The organism is Variovorax sp. AC194 (assembly GCF_979257995.1).
The window spans coordinates 3389215-3411833 of record NZ_OZ409823.1 but is presented as its reverse complement, the minus strand read 5'-3'; the positions used below and the strand labels follow the sequence as shown (position 1 = coordinate 3411833).

Annotated in this window: 21 protein-coding genes and 3 tRNA genes; 8 read left to right on the top strand and 16 right to left on the bottom strand. The window is 66.7% G+C overall.

Features of this window, described 5'->3' with window-relative positions; translation table 11 throughout:
• Positions 1 to 4: 4 nt before the first annotated feature.
• The 3 genes from pyrH to rpsB form a co-directional block, all read right to left on the bottom strand.
• Positions 5 to 727: a UMP kinase gene (gene pyrH, locus ACZYRS_RS16345; protein ID WP_093433099.1), complete on the bottom strand. Its 723-nt coding sequence runs from the start codon at positions 725 to 727 to the stop codon at positions 5 to 7.
• A 97-nt stretch (positions 728 to 824) separates the two neighbouring features.
• On the bottom strand, positions 825 to 1748 hold the full coding sequence (gene tsf, locus ACZYRS_RS16340) for a translation elongation factor Ts (RefSeq protein WP_463420081.1): 924 nt from the start codon (positions 1746 to 1748) through the stop codon (positions 825 to 827).
• An 81-nt stretch (positions 1749 to 1829) separates the two neighbouring features.
• The gene (gene rpsB / locus ACZYRS_RS16335; RefSeq protein ID WP_198787571.1) at positions 1830 to 2588 is read right to left on the bottom strand and encodes a 30S ribosomal protein S2; all 759 of its coding nucleotides are present in this window, start codon (positions 2586 to 2588) and stop codon (positions 1830 to 1832) included.
• Between the two features lie 215 nt (positions 2589 to 2803).
• Between rpsB and ACZYRS_RS16330 the strand changes: the two genes are divergently transcribed.
• Positions 2804 to 4129, top strand: a complete 1326-nt coding sequence (locus tag ACZYRS_RS16330; protein ID WP_463420080.1) for an amidase — start codon at positions 2804 to 2806, stop codon at positions 4127 to 4129.
• A gap of 77 nt (positions 4130 to 4206) precedes the next feature.
• A complete protein-coding gene (locus ACZYRS_RS16325; RefSeq protein ID WP_463420079.1) occupies positions 4207 to 5460 on the top strand; it encodes a D-amino acid dehydrogenase in 1254 nt (417 codons plus the stop codon).
• On the opposite strand, the gene ACZYRS_RS16320 is transcribed toward ACZYRS_RS16325, so the two are convergent.
• On the bottom strand, positions 5450 to 5878 hold the full coding sequence (locus tag ACZYRS_RS16320) for a hypothetical protein (protein WP_463420078.1): 429 nt from the start codon (positions 5876 to 5878) through the stop codon (positions 5450 to 5452). The genes ACZYRS_RS16325 and ACZYRS_RS16320 overlap by 11 nt on opposite strands.
• 30 nt (positions 5879 to 5908) lie before the next feature.
• On the opposite strand from ACZYRS_RS16320, the gene ACZYRS_RS16315 reads away from it, so the two are divergent.
• Positions 5909 to 7369 (top strand): NAD(P)H-hydrate dehydratase, encoded by a 1461-nt coding sequence (locus ACZYRS_RS16315; RefSeq protein WP_463420077.1) that lies wholly within the window; start codon positions 5909 to 5911, stop codon positions 7367 to 7369.
• Between the two features lie 15 nt (positions 7370 to 7384).
• Here ACZYRS_RS16315 and ACZYRS_RS16310 read toward each other — a convergent pair whose 3' ends face one another.
• Together ACZYRS_RS16310 and rnr are read right to left on the bottom strand one after the other, a co-directional pair.
• A complete protein-coding gene (locus ACZYRS_RS16310) occupies positions 7385 to 8152 on the bottom strand; it encodes an SDR family oxidoreductase (RefSeq protein WP_463420076.1) in 768 nt (255 codons plus the stop codon).
• A gap of 47 nt (positions 8153 to 8199) precedes the next feature.
• Entirely contained in the window at positions 8200 to 10470 is a 2271-nt protein-coding gene (gene rnr / locus ACZYRS_RS16305; RefSeq protein ID WP_463420075.1) for a ribonuclease R, read from the bottom strand.
• Between the two features lie 81 nt (positions 10471 to 10551).
• On the opposite strand from rnr, the gene ACZYRS_RS16300 reads away from it, so the two are divergent.
• Positions 10552 to 10636, top strand: a tRNA-Leu gene (locus ACZYRS_RS16300).
• 164 nt (positions 10637 to 10800) lie between these two features.
• A tRNA-Leu gene (locus ACZYRS_RS16295) sits at positions 10801 to 10885 on the top strand.
• Positions 10886 to 10963: 78 nt separating this feature from the next.
• Here ACZYRS_RS16295 and rimO read toward each other — a convergent pair.
• From rimO to ACZYRS_RS16265, 6 genes are all read right to left on the bottom strand, one after another.
• Positions 10964 to 12370: a 30S ribosomal protein S12 methylthiotransferase RimO gene (rimO, locus tag ACZYRS_RS16290; protein WP_463420074.1), complete on the bottom strand. Its 1407-nt coding sequence runs from the start codon at positions 12368 to 12370 to the stop codon at positions 10964 to 10966.
• A 78-nt stretch (positions 12371 to 12448) separates the two neighbouring features.
• Entirely contained in the window at positions 12449 to 13009 is a 561-nt protein-coding gene (gene phaR / locus ACZYRS_RS16285) for a polyhydroxyalkanoate synthesis repressor PhaR (protein ID WP_093433111.1), read from the bottom strand.
• A gap of 70 nt (positions 13010 to 13079) precedes the next feature.
• Entirely contained in the window at positions 13080 to 13448 is a 369-nt protein-coding gene (locus ACZYRS_RS16280) for a hypothetical protein (protein WP_198787564.1), read from the bottom strand.
• 171 nt (positions 13449 to 13619) lie between these two features.
• Positions 13620 to 13696: transfer RNA gene (locus tag ACZYRS_RS16275), tRNA-Val, on the bottom strand.
• Between the two features lie 48 nt (positions 13697 to 13744).
• Positions 13745 to 15985: a RelA/SpoT family protein gene (locus ACZYRS_RS16270; RefSeq protein WP_463420073.1), complete on the bottom strand. Its 2241-nt coding sequence runs from the start codon at positions 15983 to 15985 to the stop codon at positions 13745 to 13747.
• A gap of 14 nt (positions 15986 to 15999) precedes the next feature.
• Positions 16000 to 16995 (bottom strand): alpha/beta fold hydrolase, encoded by a 996-nt coding sequence (locus ACZYRS_RS16265; RefSeq protein ID WP_463420072.1) that lies wholly within the window; start codon positions 16993 to 16995, stop codon positions 16000 to 16002.
• A 26-nt stretch (positions 16996 to 17021) separates the two neighbouring features.
• On the opposite strand from ACZYRS_RS16265, the gene ACZYRS_RS16260 reads away from it, so the two are divergent.
• Positions 17022 to 17792: a 3-hydroxybutyrate dehydrogenase gene (locus tag ACZYRS_RS16260; protein ID WP_463420071.1), complete on the top strand. Its 771-nt coding sequence runs from the start codon at positions 17022 to 17024 to the stop codon at positions 17790 to 17792.
• Between the two features lie 30 nt (positions 17793 to 17822).
• Here the strand turns inward: ACZYRS_RS16260 and ACZYRS_RS16255 are convergent, their stop codons facing one another.
• Together ACZYRS_RS16255 and ACZYRS_RS16250 are read right to left on the bottom strand one after the other, a co-directional pair.
• Entirely contained in the window at positions 17823 to 18524 is a 702-nt protein-coding gene (locus ACZYRS_RS16255; RefSeq protein ID WP_198787560.1) for an SIMPL domain-containing protein, read from the bottom strand.
• A gap of 59 nt (positions 18525 to 18583) precedes the next feature.
• Positions 18584 to 18940, bottom strand: coding sequence for a hypothetical protein (locus tag ACZYRS_RS16250; protein WP_198787559.1), 357 nt, complete (start codon positions 18938 to 18940; stop codon positions 18584 to 18586).
• Positions 18941 to 19112: 172 nt separating this feature from the next.
• Here ACZYRS_RS16250 and ompR point away from each other — a divergent pair, with 172 nt between their 5' ends.
• Together ompR and ACZYRS_RS16240 are read left to right on the top strand one after the other, a co-directional pair.
• On the top strand, positions 19113 to 19844 hold the full coding sequence (gene ompR, locus ACZYRS_RS16245; RefSeq protein WP_007837017.1) for an osmolarity response regulator transcription factor OmpR: 732 nt from the start codon (positions 19113 to 19115) through the stop codon (positions 19842 to 19844).
• A 74-nt stretch (positions 19845 to 19918) separates the two neighbouring features.
• A complete protein-coding gene (locus ACZYRS_RS16240) occupies positions 19919 to 21331 on the top strand; it encodes a sensor histidine kinase (protein ID WP_198787558.1) in 1413 nt (470 codons plus the stop codon).
• Positions 21332 to 21349: 18 nt separating this feature from the next.
• Here ACZYRS_RS16240 and ispF read toward each other — a convergent pair whose 3' ends face one another.
• Both ispF and ispD read right to left on the bottom strand, forming a co-directional pair.
• Positions 21350 to 21844 carry a 2-C-methyl-D-erythritol 2,4-cyclodiphosphate synthase gene (ispF, locus tag ACZYRS_RS16235; protein WP_463420070.1) on the bottom strand — a complete coding sequence of 165 codons (495 nt, stop codon included), beginning with the start codon at positions 21842 to 21844 and terminating at the stop codon, positions 21350 to 21352.
• On the bottom strand, positions 21841 to 22554 hold the full coding sequence (gene ispD / locus ACZYRS_RS16230) for a 2-C-methyl-D-erythritol 4-phosphate cytidylyltransferase (protein ID WP_463420069.1): 714 nt from the start codon (positions 22552 to 22554) through the stop codon (positions 21841 to 21843). Before ispD ends, ispF begins: the two co-directional genes overlap by 4 nt.
• Positions 22555 to 22619 lie beyond the last annotated feature (65 nt).

The following is a 22619-nucleotide window of genomic DNA, read 5'->3' as shown; positions in this document are numbered from 1 at the left end:
ACTCCTAGGCATGCACCAGCGTGCCCTCGTCCTCGCCCATCACGACGCGCTTGAACGCGCCGTTCTTGAGGATCGAGAACACCTTGATCGGCAGCTTCTGGTCGCGGCACAGCGCAAAGGCCGTGGCGTCCATGATGCCGAGATTCTTTGCGATCGCCTCGTCGAAACTGAGCGAGACGTAGCGCGTTGCGTCGGGGTTGGTCTTGGGGTCGGCGGAATAGACGCCATCCACCTTGGTCGCCTTGAGCACCAGCTCGGCGCCGATTTCGGCACCGCGCAGCGCGGCGGCCGTGTCGGTGGTGAAGAACGGATTGCCGGTACCGGCTGCGAACACCACGACCTTGCCCTCTTCGAGGTACTGCAGGGCCTTGGGGCGCACATAGGGCTCCACGACCTGCTCGATCGCGATGGCGGACATCACGCGGGCGATGAGGCCCTGCTTGTCCATCGCATCGGCCAGCGCCAGCGAGTTCATGACGGTGGCCAGCATGCCCATGTAGTCGGCGGTAGCGCGATCCATGCCGACCGAGCCGCCGGCCACGCCGCGGAAGATGTTGCCCCCGCCGATCACGACCGCCACCTGGACGCCCATGTTCACCACCTCGGCCACTTCCTGGACCATGCGAACGATGGTCGCGCGGTTGATGCCGAAGGCGTCATCGCCCATCAATGCCTCTCCCGACAGCTTCAACAAGATTCGCTTGTGGGCTGGGCGGGCATCAGACATGGGCAATTTCCTTTGGGGTTGGCGGTGACGAGTGTAAAACGTAGCGATGAAAAAACGACGGCACGCGAGCACGCGCCGTCGTTGGAAGCCTTATGGCTTAAGCAGCGGCCTTGGCTGCTGCAACTTGCGCGGCCACTTCGGCTGCGAAGTCGTCGACCTTCTTCTCGATGCCTTCGCCGACCACGTACAGGGTGAAGCCCTTGATCGACGTGCTGGCGGCCTTGAGCATCTGCTCGACGGTCTGCTTGTCGTTCTTCACGAACGGCTGGTTGTGCAGCGAGACTTCCTTCAGGTACTTCTGCACGCCGCCTTCGATGCGCTTGGCAACGATGTCGGCCGGCTGCGGCTTCTTGCCTTCGGCTTCGGCCGTCTTGCGGTCTTCTTCCGCCTTGCCGGCGGCAACGGCGCGCTCTTTTTCGATCAGGTCGGCAGGAACGTCCGACGCCTGGATGGCGACCGGCTTCATGGCGGCGATGTGCATCGCGACGTCCTTGGCCGACGTGTCGTCGCCCTCGAACTCGACCATCACGCCGATGCGCGTGCCGTGCAGGTACGAAGCCAGCTTGCCGTTGCCCGCGAAGTGCTTGAAGCGGCGAAAGCTCATGTTCTCGCCGATCTTGCCGATCAGGCCCTTGCGCACGTCCTCGAGCGTGGGGCCGAAGCCGTCCTGCTCGTAGGGCAGCGCGCCCAGCGCGGCGATGTCCGCGGGGTTGTTCTTGGCGACCAGCATCGCAGCGGCGTTGGCCAGGGCCAGGAAGCTGTCGTTCTTGGTGACGAAGTCGGTTTCGCAGTTGATCTCGATCATGCCGCCGGCAGCGCCGTCGACGAAAGCCGTGACCACGCCTTCGGCGGTGATGCGGCCCGATGCCTTGCCAGCCTTGTTGCCGAGCTTGATGCGCAGCAGCTCTTCGGCCTTTTCCATGTTGCCTTCGGCCTCGGTCAGGGCCTTCTTGCATTCCATCATCGGCGCGTCGGTCTTTGCGCGCAGTTCGCCGACCATGCTTGCGGTGATTGCAGCCATTTGTGTATCTCCGTAAATCCAAAAATCAGGTTAAAAAAAAGGGGCACCAAAGCCCCTTCTTCAGGCTCGCGAGAGAACCGATCAGGCCGAAGCGCTTTCTTCGACTTCGACGAATTCGTCGCTGTTGCTGCCTTCGGCGATGGCCTTGACGACGTCACCGGTGGCGCTGTTGCGGCCTTCGATGATCGCGTCGGCAATGCCTCGTGCGTACAGCGTGACGGCCTTGGACGAGTCGTCGTTGCCGGGGATCACGTAGTCGATGCCTTCGGGCGAGTGGTTGGAGTCCACCACGCCGATCAGCGGAATGCCGAGCTTCTTGGCTTCGGCCACGGCGATCTTGTGGAAGCCCACGTCGATCACGAAGATGGCGTCGGGCAGCGCGGTCATGTCCTGAATGCCGCCGATGTCCTTCTCGAGCTTCTCGATTTCACGCGAAAAGGTGAGCTGCTCTTTCTTGCTCAGGCTGTCGAGGCCGGCTTCTTGCTGGGCCTTCATGTCCTTCAGACGCTTGATCGAGGTCTTGACGGTCTTGAAGTTGGTCAGCATGCCGCCGAGCCAGCGGGTGTCCACGAAAGGCACGCCGGCGCGGCGGGCTTCAGCGGCGACGATTTCACGGGCCTGGCGCTTCGTGCCGACCATCAGGATCGTGCCGCGGTTGGCCGTGAGTTGCTTGGCGTACTTCATCGCGTCCTGGAACATCGGGAGCGACTTTTCCAGGTTGATGATGTGAATCTTGTTGCGATGACCGAAGATGAACGGAGCCATCTTGGGGTTCCAGAAGCGGGTTTGGTGACCGAAATGGACACCGGCTTCCAGCATTTCGCGCATGGTGGTAGACATTAGAAATTACTCCAAAGGTTGGGTCTAAAATCCAGCCCGTTTTGCGCTCCTTTCGAATGGAGTCACAACACCTTGATTGGGCCGGTTTGCGGATGTGTTTGGCTGGATGCAACGGGAGCCGTCGCTCGACCAGCGAAACCCAAAGAGTATAGCACGGCCGCAGCCCCTCTTTCCCTCTTGAACCGAGCCGCTCGCGGCGCCCCCGCAGCCACCCCATGAACGACCTTCACGCCGCCCGTCTCACCCTTCAGGCAGGTGGCTCCGATGCACGCACCGAAATGGAGCGCGCCATCGAAATCTCGCAGTCCCCGGCCTGCGCCCACGTTTTCACCCGCACGATGTTCGACGAGGCCCGCCAGAGCGCCGCCGAAGCGAATCCCGCAAGCAGGCTCGCCGGCCTCGCCTTCACTTCCAAGGATCTGTTCGACATCGCTGACCAGCCAACGCCCGCGGGGTCCGTCGTCCTGTCCCATGCGCCGGCCGCCAAGGCCGACGCCATCCCGGTGGCGCGGTTGCGCGCCGCAGGCGGCGTGCCCACGGGCCGCACGAACATGAGCGAATTCGCTTTCTCGGGCGTGGGCACCAATCCGCACCACGGGACGCCGGTCAACGTGAGCGACAAGGCCACGCCCCGCATCCCGGGCGGCTCCTCCTCCGGGGCGGCGATCTCGGTGGCCAGCGGCGCCGCCTTCATCGGCCTGGGCTCGGACACGGGCGGCTCGATCCGCATCCCGGCCGCGTTGAACGGCATCGTCGGCTTCAAGAGCACCGCTCGCCTGGTGCCGGCCGAGGGCGCACTGCCGCTGTCGACCACGCTCGATACCGTCTGCGCCATGACGCGCTCGGTGCGCGATGCAATCACCGCGCACGAAATCCTCGCGGCACGCCGCGTGACGGCCGGCACGGCGCCACTCGCCGCCTACAAGCTGGCGGTCGTGAAGAACGTGTTCTTCGACGGCATCGAGCCGGCCGTGGCTGCCGCCTTCGAACGCACGCTGAAAACGCTTCGCGCCGCAGGCGCCCGCATCGAGGACATCGAGTTGCCCGAGCTGGCCGACCTGCAGTCCATCAACGCCACCGGCGGCTTCTCCGCGGCCGAATCGCACGCCTGGCATCGCCTGCTGCTGGAGCGCAGCGGCGCGGGCTACGACCCGCGCGTGGCCCAGCGCATCCTGCGCGGCGCCATGATGAAGGCGCACGAGTACATCGACCTCATCAACGCCCGCCGCGCCTGGATCGCCCGCGTCGAGACGGCGCTGGCGCCCTTCGACGCCGTGCTTTCGCCGACCGTGCCCCTCACTGCGCCGTCCATCGCGAGCGTGGCGCCGGGGGCCGAGCGCGACGATGAATTCTTCCGCGTCAACGCGCTGCTGCTGCGCAATCCGTCGATCGTCAACATGCTCGACGGCTGCGCCATCTCGTTGCCCTGCCACGCCGCCGGCGAATTGCCGGTCGGCCTGATGCTGTGGCACGCCGCGCTGCATGATGACGCCGTGCTCGCCATCGCCCTGCAGGCGGAGCGGGCGCTGCAAAACCAATAGCCAATGACGCCAATGAGCCAATAGCTGTCCACGCCTTTTCACAGGCGTCAGCCGTCTCCTTTACCTCTGAACAATCAATGAAAATCGCGATCGTGGGCGCCGGCATCATCGGCGTCACCACCGCCTGGGAACTGGTCTCCGACGGCCATGAAGTGACCGTGTTCGAACGCCGCGGCGCCGCGGCAGAAGAAGCCAGCTTCGCCAATGCCGGCGTCGTCGCGCCGGGCTACGTCACGCCGTGGGCCGCGCCGGGCATGCGCATGAAAGTGTTGCGCTCGCTGCTCTCCTCGCACGGGGCCGTCAAGCTGCGCTGGCCGCTCGGCGCCCGCGACCTGGGCTGGATGTCGCGCTGGCAGAAGGCCTGCAAGCTCGAAACGTACCTCGCCAACCGCGCCCGCATGCAGCGCCTGGCCTTCTACAGCCGCACCCGGCTGCACGAGGTGAGCGAGGCGCGCGAGCTCAGCTACGAGCGCAGCGACGGCTACCTCGTGCTGCTGCGCTCCAAGCGCGATAAAAAGCTGATCCAGCCCGGCCTCGAAGTGCTGCGCACGGCCGGCAGCGTGTTCCGCGAAGTCGATGCCGACGAGGCCCGCCGGATCGAGCCCGCGCTCAACGCCGACACGCCGCTCGCGGGCGCCATCCACCTGCCGGAAGACGAAGTGGCCAACTGCCGCCAGTTCGCGCTGCTGCTCAAGTGGGAGGCCGAGGCGCACGGCGCGCAGTTTCATTTCAACTGCGACATCGCGCCGCTCAGCCGCGCGGCGCCCACCTCGCTGTCGCTCGCCAGCGGCTCGGAGGCGCTGCGCTTCGACGCGGTGATCGTGTGCGCCGGCCTGGCCTCGGCGACGCTGCTGCGGCCGCTGGGCCTGCGGATTCCGCTCGCGCCGGTCTACGGCCACTCGGTCAGCGCGCCGGTGCGCGAGCCGCTCAATGCGCCGCGCAGCGCGGTGATGGACGAGCGCTACAAGGTCGCCATTTCGCGCCTGGGCCAGCGCGTGCGCGTGGCGGGCAGCGCCGAGATCGGCGGCTCGCTCGAGACGATGAATCCTGCCGCGATCCAGACGCTCTACAAGGTGCTGCACGACTGGTTCCCGGGCGCGGTGACGCTGCAATCGGGCGTGCAGCAATGGAAAGGCGCGCGCCCGATGCTCCCCGACGGCCCGCCGGTGCTGGGCGCCAGCGGCATCCCCGGCGTGTGGCTCAACCTGGGGCACGGCTCGAGCGGCTGGGCGCTGTCGTGCGGCAGCGCGCGCGTGCTGGGCGATTTGATCGGCGGACGCGATCCGGGCGTCGATCTGGAAGGCCTGGGCGTCGAGCGCCTCAATCTCTAGGACCCCACCGCCGAAGCATCTCTGCGCTCGGCGGCTTCTCGGTCGGGAGCTCGGGTGCCGCCGGTGGCCTGAGCTTCTGGGCGCCCCACGCCAACAGCGCGGGCGCCACGAGCGCAAAGAAAACAAGGCACAGCAGACCGGCGCCGAACATCAGCCAGCGCTGCGTGAAGGACAGCCCCTCGACCGGCAGGTCGAACCAGCGGATCACGCCGACGCCATAGGCCACGCCTGCGACCCAGGTCACGTCGCGCAGCGGCACCCAGCGCTTCACTTCAGCCAGCAGGAACGTGCCCCACACGAGGCCCAGCAAACCGAGCGACCACGCCAGGCCGGCGATCCACGCCATCGTCGCGGCCAGGAAAAAGACGATTCCCGCCAGCAGCAGGACGAGCAGCCAGCCAAGGCTCTTGAGCTTCATCCGTCGATCATAGGGCGGCAAAATGCCTCGATGCACCGCATCACCTCCGCCACCGTCGCCGACCTGTTCGACATCGCGGCCACGCGCCGCATCGAGCAGGCCGCTGCCGCCGCCCTGCCCGCCCACACGCTGATGCAACGCGCCGGCCTCGCCGTGGCGCGGCTCGCGATGGCGATCGCGCCGCATGCGCGCACGGTCTGGATCGCCTGCGGACCGGGCAACAACGGCGGCGACGGCTTCGAAGCCGCGGCGCAGTTGCAGCACCGGGGCTTCATGCCGATCGTCACCTTCGTGGGCGACGAGAGCCGGCTGCCGCCCGATGCCAAGGCATCGCTGCAGCGTGCCCGCGATGCCAGCGTCATCTTTGCGCAGAAGCCGCCTGCCGAATACGAACTGGCGATCGATGCGCTGCTGGGCATCGGATCGACCCGGCCGCCCGAGGGCGTCATGGCCGAGTGGCTGCGCGAGATGGATGCAAAGGGCCAGCCGGTGCTTAGCGTCGATGTGCCGTCCGGACTGAACGCGGACACGGGCGTGCTGTCCGGCAGCACCGGCACCCATGCAGACACGGCTCGTTTCTGCGTGACCTTCCTGACCCTGAAGCCCGGCCTCTTCACGGCACACGGCCGCGATGCCGCAGGCGCGGTGTGGTTCGACGACCTGGGTTGCGGCGACACCGCCGAGCCGCCGACCGCGCGCCTGGCAGGCGCCCCCAAGGCGCAGGCCCGCACCCACGCATCGCACAAGGGCAGCTACGGCGATGTCGCGGTGATCGGAGGCGCGTCGGGCATGGCGGGCGCCGCGTTGCTGGCCGGATCGGCTGCGCTGCATGCGGGTGCCGGCCGGGTGTTCGTCGGTTTGCTAGACCCCAGCGCCGCGCCGGTGGACACGGCGCAACCCGAGTTGATGCTCCGCGACGCCAACGCGCTCGACCTCTCGGGCATGACCGCGGTCTGCGGCTGCGGTGGCGGCACGGACGTTCGCTCGGTGCTGCCGCGCGTGCTGGCGACGGCGGCGTCGCTGGTGCTCGATGCGGATGCGCTCAACGCCGTCGCGACCGACAGCGCCTTGCAGACGCAACTGGCATCGCGCGCCCGGCGCGGAAGACCGACCGTGATCACGCCCCATCCACTGGAAGCGGCGCGCCTTCTCGGCTGCACGGCTGGCGACGTTCAGGCGGATCGATTGGCGGCAGCCCGCCAGCTCGCGTCGCGCTTTGGCGTGGTCGCCGTGCTCAAGGGATCGGGCACGGTGATCGCCGACGACAGCAGCGCGCCCGCGGTGCTCAACCTGACGGGCAACGCCCGGCTCGCAACGGCCGGAACCGGCGATGTGCTCGCGGGCATGATCGGCGCCGCGCTCGCAGCGCAGCAACCGGCATTCCAGGCGGCCTGCGAAGCCGTCTGGCGGCACGGCCACATCGCCGACACCTGGCCGGCCGATGCGGCCCCGCTCACGGCGGGCACGCTGGCACGCCGGGCGCCCGTCTGACCGCTTCCCAGCTTCCTAGCCGCGCCCGACGAAGGGCATCTTCGTGGCCATGATGGTGTGGAACAGCACGTTGGCTTCCAGCGGCAGGTTCGCCATGTAGAGCACCGACTGGCCCACGATCTTGACGTCGATCAGCGGCTCGATCGCGAGTTCGCCGTTCGCCTGCGGCACGCCCTTGGCCATGCGCGCGGCCAGCTCGGTCATCGCGTTGCCCACGTCGACCTGGCCCACGGCGATGTCGTACTTGCGGCCATCGAGCGAGGCGGTCTTGGTCAGGCCTTCGACCGCATGCTTGGTCGCGGTGTACGCAATCGAATTCGGGCGCGGCGCGGTGGCCGAGATGGAGCCGTTGTTGATGATGCGGCCGCCCATCGGCACCTGCGCCTTCATCGTGCGGAACGCCTGCTGGATGCAGAAGAACATGCCGGTCAGGTTGATGTCGACCACGCCCTGCCACTGCGCGGGCGTCCAGTCCTCGAACGGGCCGGGCGGGTTGCCCACGCCGGCGTTGTTGAACAGCAGGTCCACGCGCCCGTAGCGCTCCACGGTAGCGGCGAACAACGCCTGCACCGATTCGGCATTCGACACATCGGTCGGCACCGCCAGCGCGCGCGCGCTGGCGCCCGACTCCTCGGCCACCTGCTCCAGCGGCTCCAGGCGACGGCCCGCGAGGGCCACGCTCCAGCCATCGCCCAGCAGTGCCAGCGCGGCGGCCCGGCCGATGCCGGAACCGGCGCCCGTGACGATCGCGATGCGGCCCTTGTTGTTGCTTTCAACGCTCATGCTCAATGTCTCCTGCTCGGCTGTCTGTTGTTGGGGGCGGGTGCGTGTCACCCGCGGCGGGGCTTGCGCCCCTTCATCTTGTTGGCGGCCTTCTTGACCGCCGACTTGAAGGCCTGCATCGCCGATTGCGGCCCGGCGGCAACGGCCGCCGTGCTGCGCTCCGCCCGCTGGTCGCTGGTGGCCGCCTCCGCCTTGTGGCGCGAGCCACGCTTGGCCGACGCCTTCACCGGCACGCCGCCGGAGCCGGCACCCTTGTCCTTCATGGCGCGCGCCGTCAGGTCTTCGCCTTCGCGCACGAGGCGGAAGTCGATCTTGCGGCCGTCCAGGTCGACGCGGCTCACCTGCACGCGCACCCGCGTGCCGATGGCATAGCGGATGCCGGTGCGCTCGCCGCGCAGCTCCTGGCGCATCTCGTCGAACTTGAAGTATTCGCCGCCGAGTTCGGTGATGTGCACCAGGCCCTCGACGTACATCGCGTCGAGCGTGACGAAGATGCCGAAGGTCGTGGCCGCGGTGACCACGCCGCCGTACTCCTCGCCCAGGTGCTCGCGCATGTACTTGCACTTGAGCCAGGCCTCGACATCGCGGCTGGCTTCGTCGGCGCGGCGTTCGTTTGCGCTGCAATGCAGGCCCGCGGCTTCCCAGGCCAGCACTTCCTTGGTGGGCGCGATGGTCGCCTTCTGCGGCTTGGTCGTCGGCGCCTTCACGCGCGACGCGAGCCGCTTGGCCAGCTTGGCGTGCGCCTCGCCCGGCGTCGGCAGCATCGGCAGCTGGTAGCGCGTCTTCGTGAGGATCGCCTTGATCACGCGGTGCACCAGGAGGTCGGGATAGCGACGGATCGGGCTGGTGAAATGCGTGTACGCCTCGTAGGCCAAGCCGAAGTGGCCGCTGTTGAACGGTGTGTAGATCGCCTGCTGCATCGAGCGCAGCAGCATGGTGTGGATCTGCTGCGCGTCGGGGCGCTCCTTGGTGGCTTCGGCGATCGCCTGGAACTCGCCGGGCTTCGGATCGTCAGTGATGGTGAGGCCCACGCCCATGGCCTTGAGGTAGCCGCGGAGGATCTCCTTCTTCTCCGGCGTCGGGCCTTCGTGCACGCGGAACAGGCCCGGGTGCTTGCCTTCGGCGATGAAGTCGGCGCTGCAGACGTTGGCCGCGAGCATCGCTTCTTCGATGAGGCGGTGCGCTTCGTTGCGCGTGCGCGGCACGATCTTCTCGATGCGGCCGGCGTCGTCGCAGATGATCTGCGTCTCGGTGGTCTCGAAGTCGACCGCGCCGCGCTTGCCGCGCTGCTTGAGCAGGGCCTTGTAGACGTCGGCGAGGTTCAGCAGGTCCTTGACGCGGTCCTTGCGTTTCGCGGCTTCCGGTCCGCGCGTGTTGCCCAGGATCGCGGCCACTTCGGTGTACGTGAAGCGCGCATGGCTGAACATCACGGCCGGGTAGAACTGGTACGCGTAGATCTCGCCATCGGCGGCCACGAGCATGTCGCACACCATGCACAGGCGCTCGACCTCGGGGTTCAGCGAGCACAGGCCATTCGAGAGCTTCTCGGGCAGCATCGGAATGACGCGACGCGGAAAGTAGACACTGGTGGCGCGGTCGTAGGCGTCGATGTCGATGGCCGAGCCGGTCTGCACATAGGCGCTGACGTCGGCGATCGCGACCAGCAATCGCCAGCCCTTGCCGCGGCCCACCTTGGCGGGCTCGCAGTACACGGCGTCGTCGAAGTCGCGGGCGTCTTCGCCGTCGATGGTGACGAGCGGGATGTCGGTGAGGTCCACGCGCCCCTTCTTGTCGGCGGGACGAACCTTCTCGGGCAAGGCCTTGGCCTCGGCCAGGCATTCCGCGGAAAACTCGTGCGGCACGCCGTACTTGCGCACGGCGATCTCGATTTCCATGCCGGGGTCGTCGATCTCGCCCAGCACTTCTCGCACGCGGCCCACGGGTTGGCCGAACAGCGCCGGCGGCTCGGTGAGTTGCACCACGACCACCTGCCCCACCTTGGCGGGACCGGTCGCGCCCTTGGGGATCAGGACGTCCTGCCCATAGCGCTTGTCTTCAGGGGCTACGAGCCAGATGCCGCCTTCGTGCAACAGGCGGCCGATGATCGGCTGCTCGGGGCGCTCGACGATCTCGACCACGCGTCCTTCGGGACGACCGCGGCGGTCTTGCCGCACGACGCGCGCCTTGACGCGGTCCTTGTGCAGCACCGCGCGCATCTCGTTCGGGGGCAGGTAGATGTCCGCCTCGCCGTCATCGCGTTGCACGAAGCCGTGACCGTCGCGATGTCCTTGAACAGTGCCTTCGAATTCGTCCAGCAAGCCGCTGGAATTGACATTATTTTTGATATGATCTCCTTCTTTCCTGAAATTCAAAACGTACTTGCTTTTGCAGGTATGTGGGCCCAGATGGCGGAATTGGTAGACGCACTAGTTTCAGGTACTAGCGAGTAACATCGTGGAGGTTCGAGTCCTCTTCTGGGCACCAAGTTTAAACAGACCCCTACCGGGTCCTTCGATTCAAGCCACCGGCCTCCGGTGGCTTTTTTCTTGCCCGCTCGAATTTGAGCCGGCACCAAACAACCCACGAATTCCTTCGCCGCGGCGAAATCGCTGCGTTCGATTTGGTATACTCGTAGGCTTTCCTGAAATGCCCAGATGGCGGAATTGGTAGACGCACTAGTTTCAGGTACTAGCGAGTAACATCGTGGAGGTTCGAGTCCTCTTCTGGGCACCAAAGACAACGAGACCCCTACCAGGTCTTTCGAATGAAGCCACCGGCATCCGGTGGCTTTTTTCTTGCCTGTTCGAATCATCAAATCGGCAATGCGATCAGGTCATGGCCCTCGGCGCCCACGATGCGCGCGCGAGTGAATTCACCGACCTTCAGCGTCTTGCTGATCTTCTCGGGCGGCAGCAGCCGCACGGTGCCGTCGATCTCCGGCGCATCGGCGTAAGTGCGCCCCACCCCGCCCTTGCGGCCCATGCCGGGAGCTGAATCGACCAGCACCTGCATCGTCGCGCCGACGCGCCTCTGCAACTTGGCGATCGATACGGCTTCGGCCACTTCCATGAAGCGGGCGCGGCGCGCTTCGCGCTCGGCCTCGGGCAGCATGCCGGGGATATCGTTGGCGGTCGCGCCTTCGACCGGACTGTAGGCAAAGCAACCGGCGCGGTCGATTTCGGCCTCGCGGATGAAGTCGAGCAGATGCTCGAACTCCTGCTCCGTCTCGCCGGGGAAGCCGGCGATGAAAGTGCTGCGGATCACCAGCTCCGGACACACCTCGCGCCAACGCGCGAGCCGCTCCAGATTCTTTTCACCGCTGGCGGGGCGCTTCATGCGCTTGAGCACATCGGGGTGGCTGTGCTGCAGCGGCACGTCGAGGTAAGGCAGCACCTGGCCGCTCGCCATCAATGGGATGATTTCATCGACGCTCGGGTACGGGTACACATAGTGCAGGCGAACCCACGCGCCGTAAGGCTCGGCAATTTCGCCAAGCGTGCGCACCAGCTCGAGCATGCGGGTCTTGACCGGCTTGCCGTCCCAGAAACCGGTGCGGTACTTCACGTCGACGCCGTAGGCCGACGTGTCCTGGCTGATCACCAGCAGCTCCTTCACGCCGCCTTCGAACAGGGCCTTGGCCTCGCCAAGCACGTCGCCCACCGGCCGAGACACGAGGTCGCCGCGCATCGAAGGGATGATGCAGAAGGTGCAGCGGTGGTTGCAGCCTTCGCTGATCTTCAGGTACGCATAGTGGCGCGGCGTCAGCTTGAGGCCGGCGATGCCGAAGTTGTTCGGCACCAGGTCGATGAAGGGATCGTGCGGCTTGGGCAGGTTGGCATGCACCGCATCCATCACCTCTTGCGTGGCGTGCGGACCGGTCACGGCCAGCACGCTCGGGTGCATCTGGCGCACCAGGTTGCCGCCCTGGTCGCCGGTCTTGGCGCCCAGGCACCCAGTGACGATCACGCGGCCGTTCTCGGCCAGCGCTTCACCGATGGTGTCCAGGCTTTCCTTCACGGCATCGTCGATGAAGCCGCAGGTGTTGACGATCACCAGATCGGCACCTTCGAAGGTCTTGGAGGTCTGGTAACCCTCGGCGCTCAGCCGGGTCAGGATCAATTCGGAATCTGTCAGGGCCTTGGGGCAGCCCAGGCTCACAAAGCCGACCTTGGGGGCGGTCGACGTGGTCGTTCGTTCGGGGGAGGCAACTTCGCTCATATCCCTCTATTGTCCCAGCTATCGGTGACAGTCGGGCAATCATTGGACAAGCCCCGCCTTCGCGTGGCCCGGAGCCACTCAGGGACGCTTGATGCCAAAGGCCCCCAGTACCTGCTCGGTGTTTTTCTGCATCTGCTCCTGCATCTGCAGGAAGACGTTCTTGGATTGCTCGACGTAGTTGCCCATGAGACCCTGGAGCATCGGCGACTGCATGGTCATGAACTTCGACCACATCTCGGGCGTGAGGCCCTCGGCCTTGTCGGCGAGCTGGGCCTGCACTTCGGTCATGGCCTGGATGTTCTTCTCCAGGTACGGCCCCATGTAGCCCTGCATCGCCTGGCCGTAGAAACGGATGATGTTGGCCAGCACCTGCTCGGTGAACATCGGCGCGCCGCCCGCTTCTTCTTCCAGGATGATCTGCAACAGGATGCTGCGCGTGAGGTCGTCGCCGGTCTTGGCATCGCGCACAACGAACTGGGCATTCTGGATGACCAGCAGCTTCACCTCGGTCAGCGTGATGTACGTGGATGTCTCGGTGTCGTAGAGCCTTCGGTTGGGGTACTTCTTGATCACACGCTGTACCGGTTTGACCCCGGACTTCTTGCTCTGCACTGCGGACTCCTTCACATGGACGCCCATGTCATCGGATGATTCTAGGGAGCGGTTTTGCTGCATCGCGACAAGGTTTACCCTGACCGCGCACTGCACTTCAGCCCTGCGATGTCGCGTACTCGGCGCCGCATGCGTGGCAGGCGGCTGTTTCGGGGCGCTCTTCGGTCGCCTCGCGAAAGCGAAGCGGGCTCTTGTGACCGTAGACCACCCAGCAACGCGGGCAGTGCTCCTGCCCCGCGGTCGGCAGATAGGCGCGGGCGCGCTGTTCGGCGCGCTCCTCGGTCACCGCCACGCCTTGCCGAAGGGCTCTTGCCACTTCGCGCGCCGCCATGGTGTCGGTGCGGCCGCCTGCATGGTCATTGATGCCGTAGACCGCGCGCGCAAACTCGATGGGCGCCTGCCGCAACAACGCGGCAACGCGCGTGTCGGCATGAGTCCGATCAACCAGCGTTGATCGCGTATTCATCGGATCGCTTGTCAAGAAATTGGGAAGGGATTTGCAGAACGGCCAAGGTAGCACAACAACATGGCCATGGTCTTTTTCTGCATCACCACAAGGGACGATTGAAACACCGGGGAACCCGGTGAAAGCTCTGTCCAACAGACCCGGTGGTTGGCCGGAAGTTGGAACAGAAATTGGTAGGCGCGATTGGACTCGAACCAACGACCCCCACCATGTCAAGGTGGTGCTCTAACCAGCTGAGCTACGCGCCTAAGGATGTGTCCGAGAAGCAGCTATTGTAGCAGGAGAAAACACGCTTTTTAGCGGCGACGTGCAGATCGCACACCAACAACTGCGGTGACGATGCCGAGCACCTGCGTCAGCCGCGCCGCGTCGGCGATTTCCACAGTGAACGTCATCCACGCCGTGCCCTTCACGGACTGCGTCTGCACGCCGATCACGTTCATCTTTTCCCGCGCGAACACATCGGAGATATCGCGCAGCAGCCCCTGGCGATCGGCTGCTTCGACAGACACGTCGACCGCATAGACCGGCGCATCGCCACCCTTCTTCGTCGCGCCCCATTCGACATCGATCACGCGCTCGCCATCGCGCGAAGACATCGTGCGGAAGTTGCTGCAATCGCTGCGGTGCACGCTGACCCCATGGCCGCGCGTGACGAAGCCGCTGATGGCATCGGGCGGCGCCGGCTTGCAGCACTTGGCCAGCTGCGTCATCAGCGACGACACGCCCACCACCAGCACGCCACCCTTGCCGGACTTCTCGCTGCCGCGCGCCTTCTTGATCTGCACGCCGTCGTCGGGATTGGGCGCCGGCTCCGGCGGACGCAGCAGCGTCTCGATGTTGCGGAGGGAAAACTCGTCCTTGCCCACCACCTCGAACAAATGGTCCGCCGACTTGAAGCCGAGCTGCGACGCCAGGTCCTCCAGCCGCATGGCCGTCTTGCCTTCGCGCTGCAGCAGCTTCTCGACCGCTTCGCGTCCGCGCGCGACGGTCTCGTGCGTGATCTGCGCGTTGAACCATGCGCGCACCTTGGCACGCGCACGATGACTCGCCAGATAGCCCAACTCGGCATTGAGCCAATCGCGCGAAGGACCACCTTCCTTGGCCGCGATGATCTCCACCGTCTGCCCGTTCGACAGCGGCGTGTTGAGCGGCACCATGGCCCCATCGACGCGTGCACCGCGGCAGCGATGGCCCAGCGTGGTGTGCACCGTGTAAGCAAAGTCCACCGGCGTCGCGCCCTGCGGCAATTCGACGATGGCCGCATCCGGCGTCAGCACATAGATGCGATCGTCGAACAGGCCCTGCCCCTGCAGGCCGCCCGAGAGATCGCGCTCCCAGGCCAGCAGCTGGCGCAGCACCGCGATCTTCGCGTCGTACTCGCCGCTCGCCCAGACGCCCGCATAGCCCTTGTGCCCTGCTTCCTTGTAGGCCCAGTGCGCCGCCACGCCATGCTCGGCGTGGTCATGCATTTCCTCAGTGCGGATCTGGATCTCGATCGGCTTGCCCGGCTTGCCATCGACCAGCTCGCGCACCACGGTGTGCAGCGACTGGTAGCCGTTCGGCTTGGGCCGCGCGATGTAGTCGTCGAACTCTTCGTCAATCGGCTGGAAATGCGTGTGCACCCAGGCGAGCGCCGCATAGCAGTCTTTCACGTCCGCCACCACCACGCGCAGCGCGAGGATGTCGAACACTTGCGCGAAGTCGAGCGACTTGCCGCGCATCTTCTTCACGATGCTGTAGATGTTCTTGGGCCGCCCCTGCACCGCGGCGTGCACGCCCTCGGCCTGCAGTTCGCGCTCGAGCTCCGAGCGCAATTGCTCGACGTGGCCTTCGCGCTCGATGCGCTTCTCGTCGAGCAGGCGCGCAATCAACTTGTAGGTTTCAGGCTCGATGAAGCGGAACGAAAGATCCTCGATTTCCCACTTCACCTGCCAGATGCCCAGGCGATTGGCCAGCGGCGCAAACACCTGCAGCGACTCGCGCGCCACGCTCTCGGGTGCCGGCTGCTTGCTGGCCGCCGCATGGCGCAAGGTCTGCAGGCGCGACGCAAGCCGCAGCATCACCACGCGCAGGTCGCGCGAAAACGCCAGCAGCATCTTGCGCACGTTCTCGGTCTGCGCACCGGCGCCTTCGATGTGATGGCCTTGCGACGCCGAGCGGGCCTGCTCCTGCACGCGCACCAGCTTGGTGGTCTCGACTGCGAGCGCCGCGAAGTTGTCGCCGAAGACCTTGGCGATCACCTCCTGCGGGCGGTTCAGGTGCTGGCACGAATAGACGAGATAGCTCGCCGCCTGCATGGCCTCGGAGCCGCCCATCTTGGCGACGATGGCAGCGACCGCATCGGCGTGCGCCAGCGTGTTCTCGCCCGTGTCGAGCTTTTCATCGGCGATCAGCGGCTCGGCGAACGCACGGGCGCGGGCGAGCATGTTCTCGATCACCGGCGTGCGGTCGGCCGTGGCCGCGGACAACGGATAGTCGACCACGGCGGTATCGGACAGAGGTGCCGTCTGCAGGCTCGAGGACTCGCGCTTCACGCTGCTTCACCCCATCAATCGAACAGGAAGGAAGTGACGACGGCGACCTGCGCGGGATCGACGAAGGTCGGCGCATGGCCCACGCCTTCGAACTCCACCAGCGCCGCCTTCGGCCCGCGCTCTGTCATGGCCATGGCCGTCTCGCGCGAGAGCAGGTCCGACACGGCGCCGCGCGTCACCAGCGTGCGCGCCTGGATGGCGTCGTACAGGCTCCACATGATCGCGCCGCCCTGCGCCGCCGCTTCGGGCGTGATCGCGCGCAGCGCCACGGCGATGGCCGGGTCGTAGTGAAGCATCCACGAGGCACCGCCGGCATCACCGCCGGTTTCGACCTTGGCCGCGCCATCGGCCGTGCGCTGCGACGCAGGCACCACCATGTGCTGCGACAGCGCGAGCCATTGCTCGGGCGTGTGCGGCCCGAAGCTGGTCGAGATCGCCCACATCGCGTCGGCCGCTTCCTTCACGCTGCCATAGCGACCGCCCTGCCCCACATAGGCGGCGATGCGCTGCAGCGCGACAGCCTCGATCGTCGGGCCGACATCGTTCGCGATGAAGCGGCGCACCGGCCGCGCGAGCGGCAGTTCCTTGTGGCCCGCCAGCACGAAGCCGATCAGCCCGCCCATGCTGGTGCCGAAATAGTCGAGCGTGTCGATGGCCTGTTCGCGCTGCAGCTGGGCGATCAGCGCGACCATGTCGGCCGCATAGACAGGCACTTGGTAGAAGGCCGGCTCGCGCAGCCAGTCGCTGCGCCCGCGCCCCACAACGTCCGGGCAGATCACGCGTACGTCGCCGCCCGCGCGCGCGACGATGGCCTGCGCCAGCACGTCGAAGTCGCGCCCCTGCCGGGTGAGCCCGTGCACGCAGACCACGACATGCGCGCTGCGCTCGTCGCCCCATTGCCAATAGGCCATGCGATGGCCGCCCTGGGCGTCGTCGCATGCCACGTAATGAAGCGTCGGTTCGGTCATGAAAACGGGGAAGTCGTGGTGCGGATAATGGTCTCGTTGCATCCTAATTCATCCGGAGATTGATCTTCATGCTCAAAGGCAAAACCGCGCTTGTCACGGGGTCCACCAGCGGCATTGGCTTCGCCATTGCCAAGGCCCTCGCCCAGCAAGGCGCGCACATCGTGCTCAACGGTTTCGGCGATGCCGAGACGCCCAGGTCCCAGATCGAAGCGCTCGGCGTTCGCGCCGAGTACCACGGCGCCGACATGAGCAAGCCCGGGGAGATCGAGGACATGATGAAGTTCGCCGCGTCGAAGTTCGGCCGTGTCGACATCCTCGTGAACAACGCCGGCATCCAGCATGTCGCCAAGGTCGAGGACTTCCCGGTCGAACGTTGGGACGCGATCATCGCCATCAACCTCACCAGCGCATTCCATACGACGCGCCTGGCGATCCCCGCGATGCGCGAGGCCAACTGGGGCCGCGTCGTCAACGTCGCATCGGCCCACGGCCTCGTTGCCTCGGCGCAGAAGTCGGCCTACGTGGCGGCAAAGCACGGCATCGTCGGCTTCACCAAGTCGGTCGCGCTCGAGACCGCGACCACCGGCATCACCAGCAACGCGATCTGCCCCGGCTGGGTGCTGACGCAGCTCGTGCAAAAGCAGATCGACGACCGCGCGGCGCGCGAAGGCATCTCGGCCACGCAGGCGCAGAACGATCTGCTGGGAGAGAAGCAGCCTTCGCTGCAGTTCACGACGGTCGAGCAACTGGGCGGCCTCGCGGTCTTCCTGTGCTCGCCGGCGGCCGACCAGGTGCGCGGCGTTGCTTGGCAAATGGACGGCGGCTGGACAGCGCAATAAAGCGCCGCCCGACGGTGCCAACTCGCTTCTTTACTTGAGCTGCACCGACCCCGACACGTTCACGATCACGCTGGTCTTGCCGGCTTCGACCGGCACGGCTGAGTCGGCTGAGAACGACTTGGCCTGCATCGCCATCACCCGTGGGCGCGGGCCGCCGTCGTTCGCGTTCACCGACACCTCGCGCAGCGTGTAGCCCACGAAGCCGAAGCCCTTGGCCAATTCGTTGGCCTTCTGCTTGAAGTTCTCGATTGCGATGTTCTGCGCCTCGGCCTCGGTCTTGGCGCGTTGCTCCCGGCTCAGGCCGAAGCCGACGTTGCCCACGCTGAGCGTGGTGATGCGGCCGGCCGTCTGCGTGATGCGCGGAAAGTCGCGGCCTTCGAGCACCAGCTCGGTCGAGCCCTGCCAGCCGTTGATCTTGCCGTCCTTGGTGTAGCGCGGCGACAGGCTGAAGTTGCCGGTGCGCACGTCGAGCTGGCCGGTCTGCGCGTTCTTCTTGGCCTCAGTGAGGGCGGCGTCGAGCGCGGCCTTCAGCTGGGTCTGCACGGTGGCCGCATCGGTCGCGTCGCGGGTGGTCACGAGCGTCATGCTCAAGAGGTCCTGCTGGACCTCTACCGTGCCGGAGGCGGTCAGTTGCAGCACGTTCTGCGGTGCCGGGGCGACCACGTTCTGGGCGAGCGCGGAACCGGCGGCGGCCAGGGCGGCGCAGACGGCGAGCAATTTGATTTTTTTCAAGACAAGGGACTCCCTAGGTTTGTTGGCAGGAACACCCGCGCGCGGTGGCGCGTCGGGCGTCAATGGCGCTGGCTGCGCGGCGCGGTGAGCGAACGGGCAGCGGGCACCGGGGCCGGCGAGATGCGCTCGGCTGGCTGCGATTCTGCCGAATTCGCCAGGGCACCCACGCTGGGCGGCGTCCACTGGCCTCGCACCTGCTGCCGCAGCTCGAACAGCTCGGCGGCTGTCAGGCGCCGGCCGGCGGCGGCCTCCTCGCGGCGAATTTCCTCTCGCTGCGCCGCCCGGTGGGCGGCCACTGCATCCCGCACTTCGCTGCGGCGTACCTCGCCGACCCTGAAAAAATCACCCGAAACGGCCCATGTCGGACCACAGGCGCAGGCAAGAAGCAATGGAAGTGCTGGAAAAGGAAGTCTCATTGAGCATTTGTCATAAGGCAGAGGGACTTTGCCACCGTCAAGCTAACGTCGGATGACCAGAGGGCGAGCGTCCGCAAGTTTTGTAACTTAGTGTCAAACCATAAGTAAATCCGGCTCGATGGGGTGCTAACGCCTTCAGAATCGGCGCTGTTACAAATTCAACGTTGTAGAAATGACTCAAGTTCCCGCTCGCACTGACAAGATCGTGATCGTCGATGACGACGCCCGCATCCGTGACCTGCTTCGCCGCTACCTGACCCAGGAAGGCTTCGAAGTGATCGTGGCCGAGGACGGCAAGGCGCTCAACCGCATCCTGTTGCGCGACACGGTCGACCTGATCGTGCTCGACCTGATGATGCCGGGCGAAGACGGCCTCTCGGTCTGCCGGCGCCTGCGCGCCGCCAACGACCGCACGCCGATCATCATGCTCACCGCCAAGGGTGAAGACGTGGACCGCATCGTCGGCCTGGAAGTCGGCGCCGACGATTACCTCGGTAAGCCCTTCAACCCCCGCGAACTGCTGGCCCGCGTGCACGCCGTGCTGCGCCGCCGCCCGCCGCTGGAGGCGCCCGGCGCCCCCTCCACCGAGAACGAGACCGTCACCTTCGGCCCGTTCGCCTTCGACCTGGGCTCCCGCACGCTCAAGAAGGACGGCGAAGAGCTCTCGCTGACCACCGGCGAATTCGCGATGCTCAAGGCGCTGGTGCGCCACCCCCGCCAGCCGCTGTCGCGCGAAAAGCTCGCCCAGCTGGCGCGCGGCCGCGAATTCGAGCCCTTCGACCGCAGCCTGGACGTGCAGATCTCGCGCCTGCGCAAGCTGGTCGAGTCGGACGCCGCGGCGCCCCGCTACATCCAGACCGTCTGGGGCGTGGGCTACGTGTTCGTGCCGGACGGCACGGCCTGACGCGCCGTTGAGAGGTGGCCATCGGCCAATCCGCCAGACCCGGCTCCCAGCAGGAGGACGGCGCACAGGTCACGATGCCGAGCCCGCTGGAGGGCTCCCAGCGTGACCGCCGCCCCGGCCTCAAGCTGGGCTTCAGCCTTTTCTGGCGCACTTTCTTCCTGCTCGCGCTGCTGCTGATCGGCTGCACGGTCGCCTGGCTGCAGACTTTTCGCTCGCTCGAATACGAACCGCGCGCCATTCAAACGGCCCACCAGATCGCCTCGCTCGTGAACCTCACGCGCGCGGCGCTGGTGTATTCGGACGCCATCACCCGCGTCTCGCTGATCAAGACGCTGGCCGACCAGGAGGGCGTGCGCATCCTGCCGCGCGAACCGAACGACCGCTTCCAGCCCTACACCAGCGGCGCGCTCGACCTGCGCGTGACCGAGGAGCTGATCGACCAGCTCGGCGAAGGCACCACCGTGGCCAGCCGCGTGAACGACGAGGCGGGCCTGTGGATCGGCTTCACCATCGAGAGCGACACCTACTGGCTGCTGCTCGACCCCACGCGCTTCAGCCGCGTGGGCGGCCGCACCTGGCTGGTCTGGCTCAGCACCGCCATGGCGCTGTCGCTGGCCGGCGCGGCGCTGATCACGCGGCTCATCAACCTGCCGCTCAAGCAGCTGTCGCGCGCGACCATGCAGGTGCGCGAGGGCGAATACGAGGCGCACCGGCTCGACGAGCGCGCCCGCACCAACGAGATTCGCGCGGTCAACATCGGCTTCAACCGCATGGCCGACCAGCTCGCCAAGATCGAGCAGGACCGCGCGATCATGCTGGCCGGCATCTCGCACGACCTGCGCACGCCGCTCGCGCGCCTGCGCCTGGAAACCGAGATGAGCGTGGCCGACGAGGACGCGCGCGACCACATGGCCGCCGACATCGCCCAACTCGACGCGATCATCGACAAGTTCCTGGACTACGCGCGGCCCGACCATGTCGATCCGCGGCCCGTGCTGCTGCGCGACGTGGTCGATGCCTGCACCTACGCCGTGCAGGACTACGAGGAGATGAACATCAAGGTCGAGGTCCCGCCCGACCTGCGGGTGCTGGGCGACGAGGTCGAACTCACCCGCGTGATCTCCAACCTGGTGGAGAACGCCCGGCGCTACGGCAAGACGCCGGCCACCGGCGTCGCGGACGTCACGATCCAGGCGCAGGCGAACAACGACGCGGTGCTGATCAAGGTGCGCGACCACGGCGCGGGCGTCGAGCCCGCCCTGCTCTCGCAGCTGACCAAGCCGTTCTTCCGCGGCGACGCGGCGCGCACCTCGGCCGCGGGCGCGGGCCTGGGCCTGTCGATCGTGGCGAAGAACATCGAGCGCATGGGCGGCACCTTCGCGCTCACCAGCACGCCGGGGCGTGGGCTCGCGGCCCACATCCGCATGCCGCGCGCCATGCCGACGCCCAAGCCGGGCGAAGTGCCGGGCGGCAAGAAGCCCGCCTGACGCGATCTTTGCGGCCGCTCAGCGGTGCAGCAGCACCGCCGCGCGCGCTTCCATCGCGCGGCCCTCGCCGACCGGGCCGAGCTTCTCGGCCGTCTTGGCCTTCACGTTGACCTGATCGAGCGCGATGCCCAGCGTGTCCGCGATGCGCTGGCACATGCGCGGAATGTGCGGCGCGAGCTTGGGCGCCTGCGCGATCACGGTGCTGTCGACGTTGCCGATCTCCCAGCCGGCGGCCCGCACGCGGCGCGCCGCCTCGGCCAGCAACACGGCCGAATCGGCACCGCGGAACTGCACGTCGGTGTCGGGGAAATGCCGGCCGATATCGCCCAGCCCCGCGCCGCCCAGCAGCGCATCGGTGATCGCGTGCAGCAGCACGTCGGCGTCCGAATGTCCCAAGAGGCCCGTGGTGTGGGGTACCTCGACGCCGCCCAGGATGAGCTTGCGCCCCGCCACGAGCTGGTGAACGTCCCAGCCCTCGCCGACGCGGATGTTGAAGGAGGCGGCAGTCGTCATGCGATGGCTTTCTTGCGGCTGAGCAGCACCGCCTCGGCCAGGGCGAAATCTTCGGGAAAGGTGATCTTGAAATTCTGGGCGCTGCCCGGCACCAGGAGCGGCGCCAGGCCGATCGCCTCGATGGCGCTGGCCTCGTCGGTCACCGCGTCGCCCACGCGCTCCAGCGCGTCGAGCAGCATGCCGATGCGGAACATCTGCGGCGTCTGCGCGAGCCACTTGTCGGCCCGCGAAAGGGTCTGGGAGACGCGGCTGTCGGTCGAGGACACCTTCAGCGTGTCGGCCAGCCGGTGCGCCAGCAGGCCGCCGACGGCGTCGTGCTCGCAGGCGGCGATCAGCGCCTCGATCTGGCTGGAGGTGACGAGGCAACGCGCCGCGTCGTGCACCAGCACCCAGTCGTGCGCCCCGGCGCCCTTCTGCCGCAGCGCCACGAGGCCGTTGCGCACCGTGGCCGCCCGGGTCAGGCCGCCGACCTGCAGCAGGTACTCGTCGTTGCCCGGAAAGCGCGGCAGCGCGGCCTGCACCTCGCGGTCGTCCGGCGACACCACCACCGCCAGCCCGGCAAAACGGCCGGCCAGCGCGCGAAAGGCCTCCACCGTGTGCGCCACCATCGACGCCCCCGCGAGCCGCCGGTACTGCTTGGGCTGCACGCCGCCCGCGCGGTGGCCGGAGCCGGCGCAGGGAATCAGCACGAAGAATCGGGAGGAAGACATAGGTGCAGCACGGGCCGATGGCCGACAAGCGGGGAAAGGGCCGCCATTCTAGAATTGACCTTCGC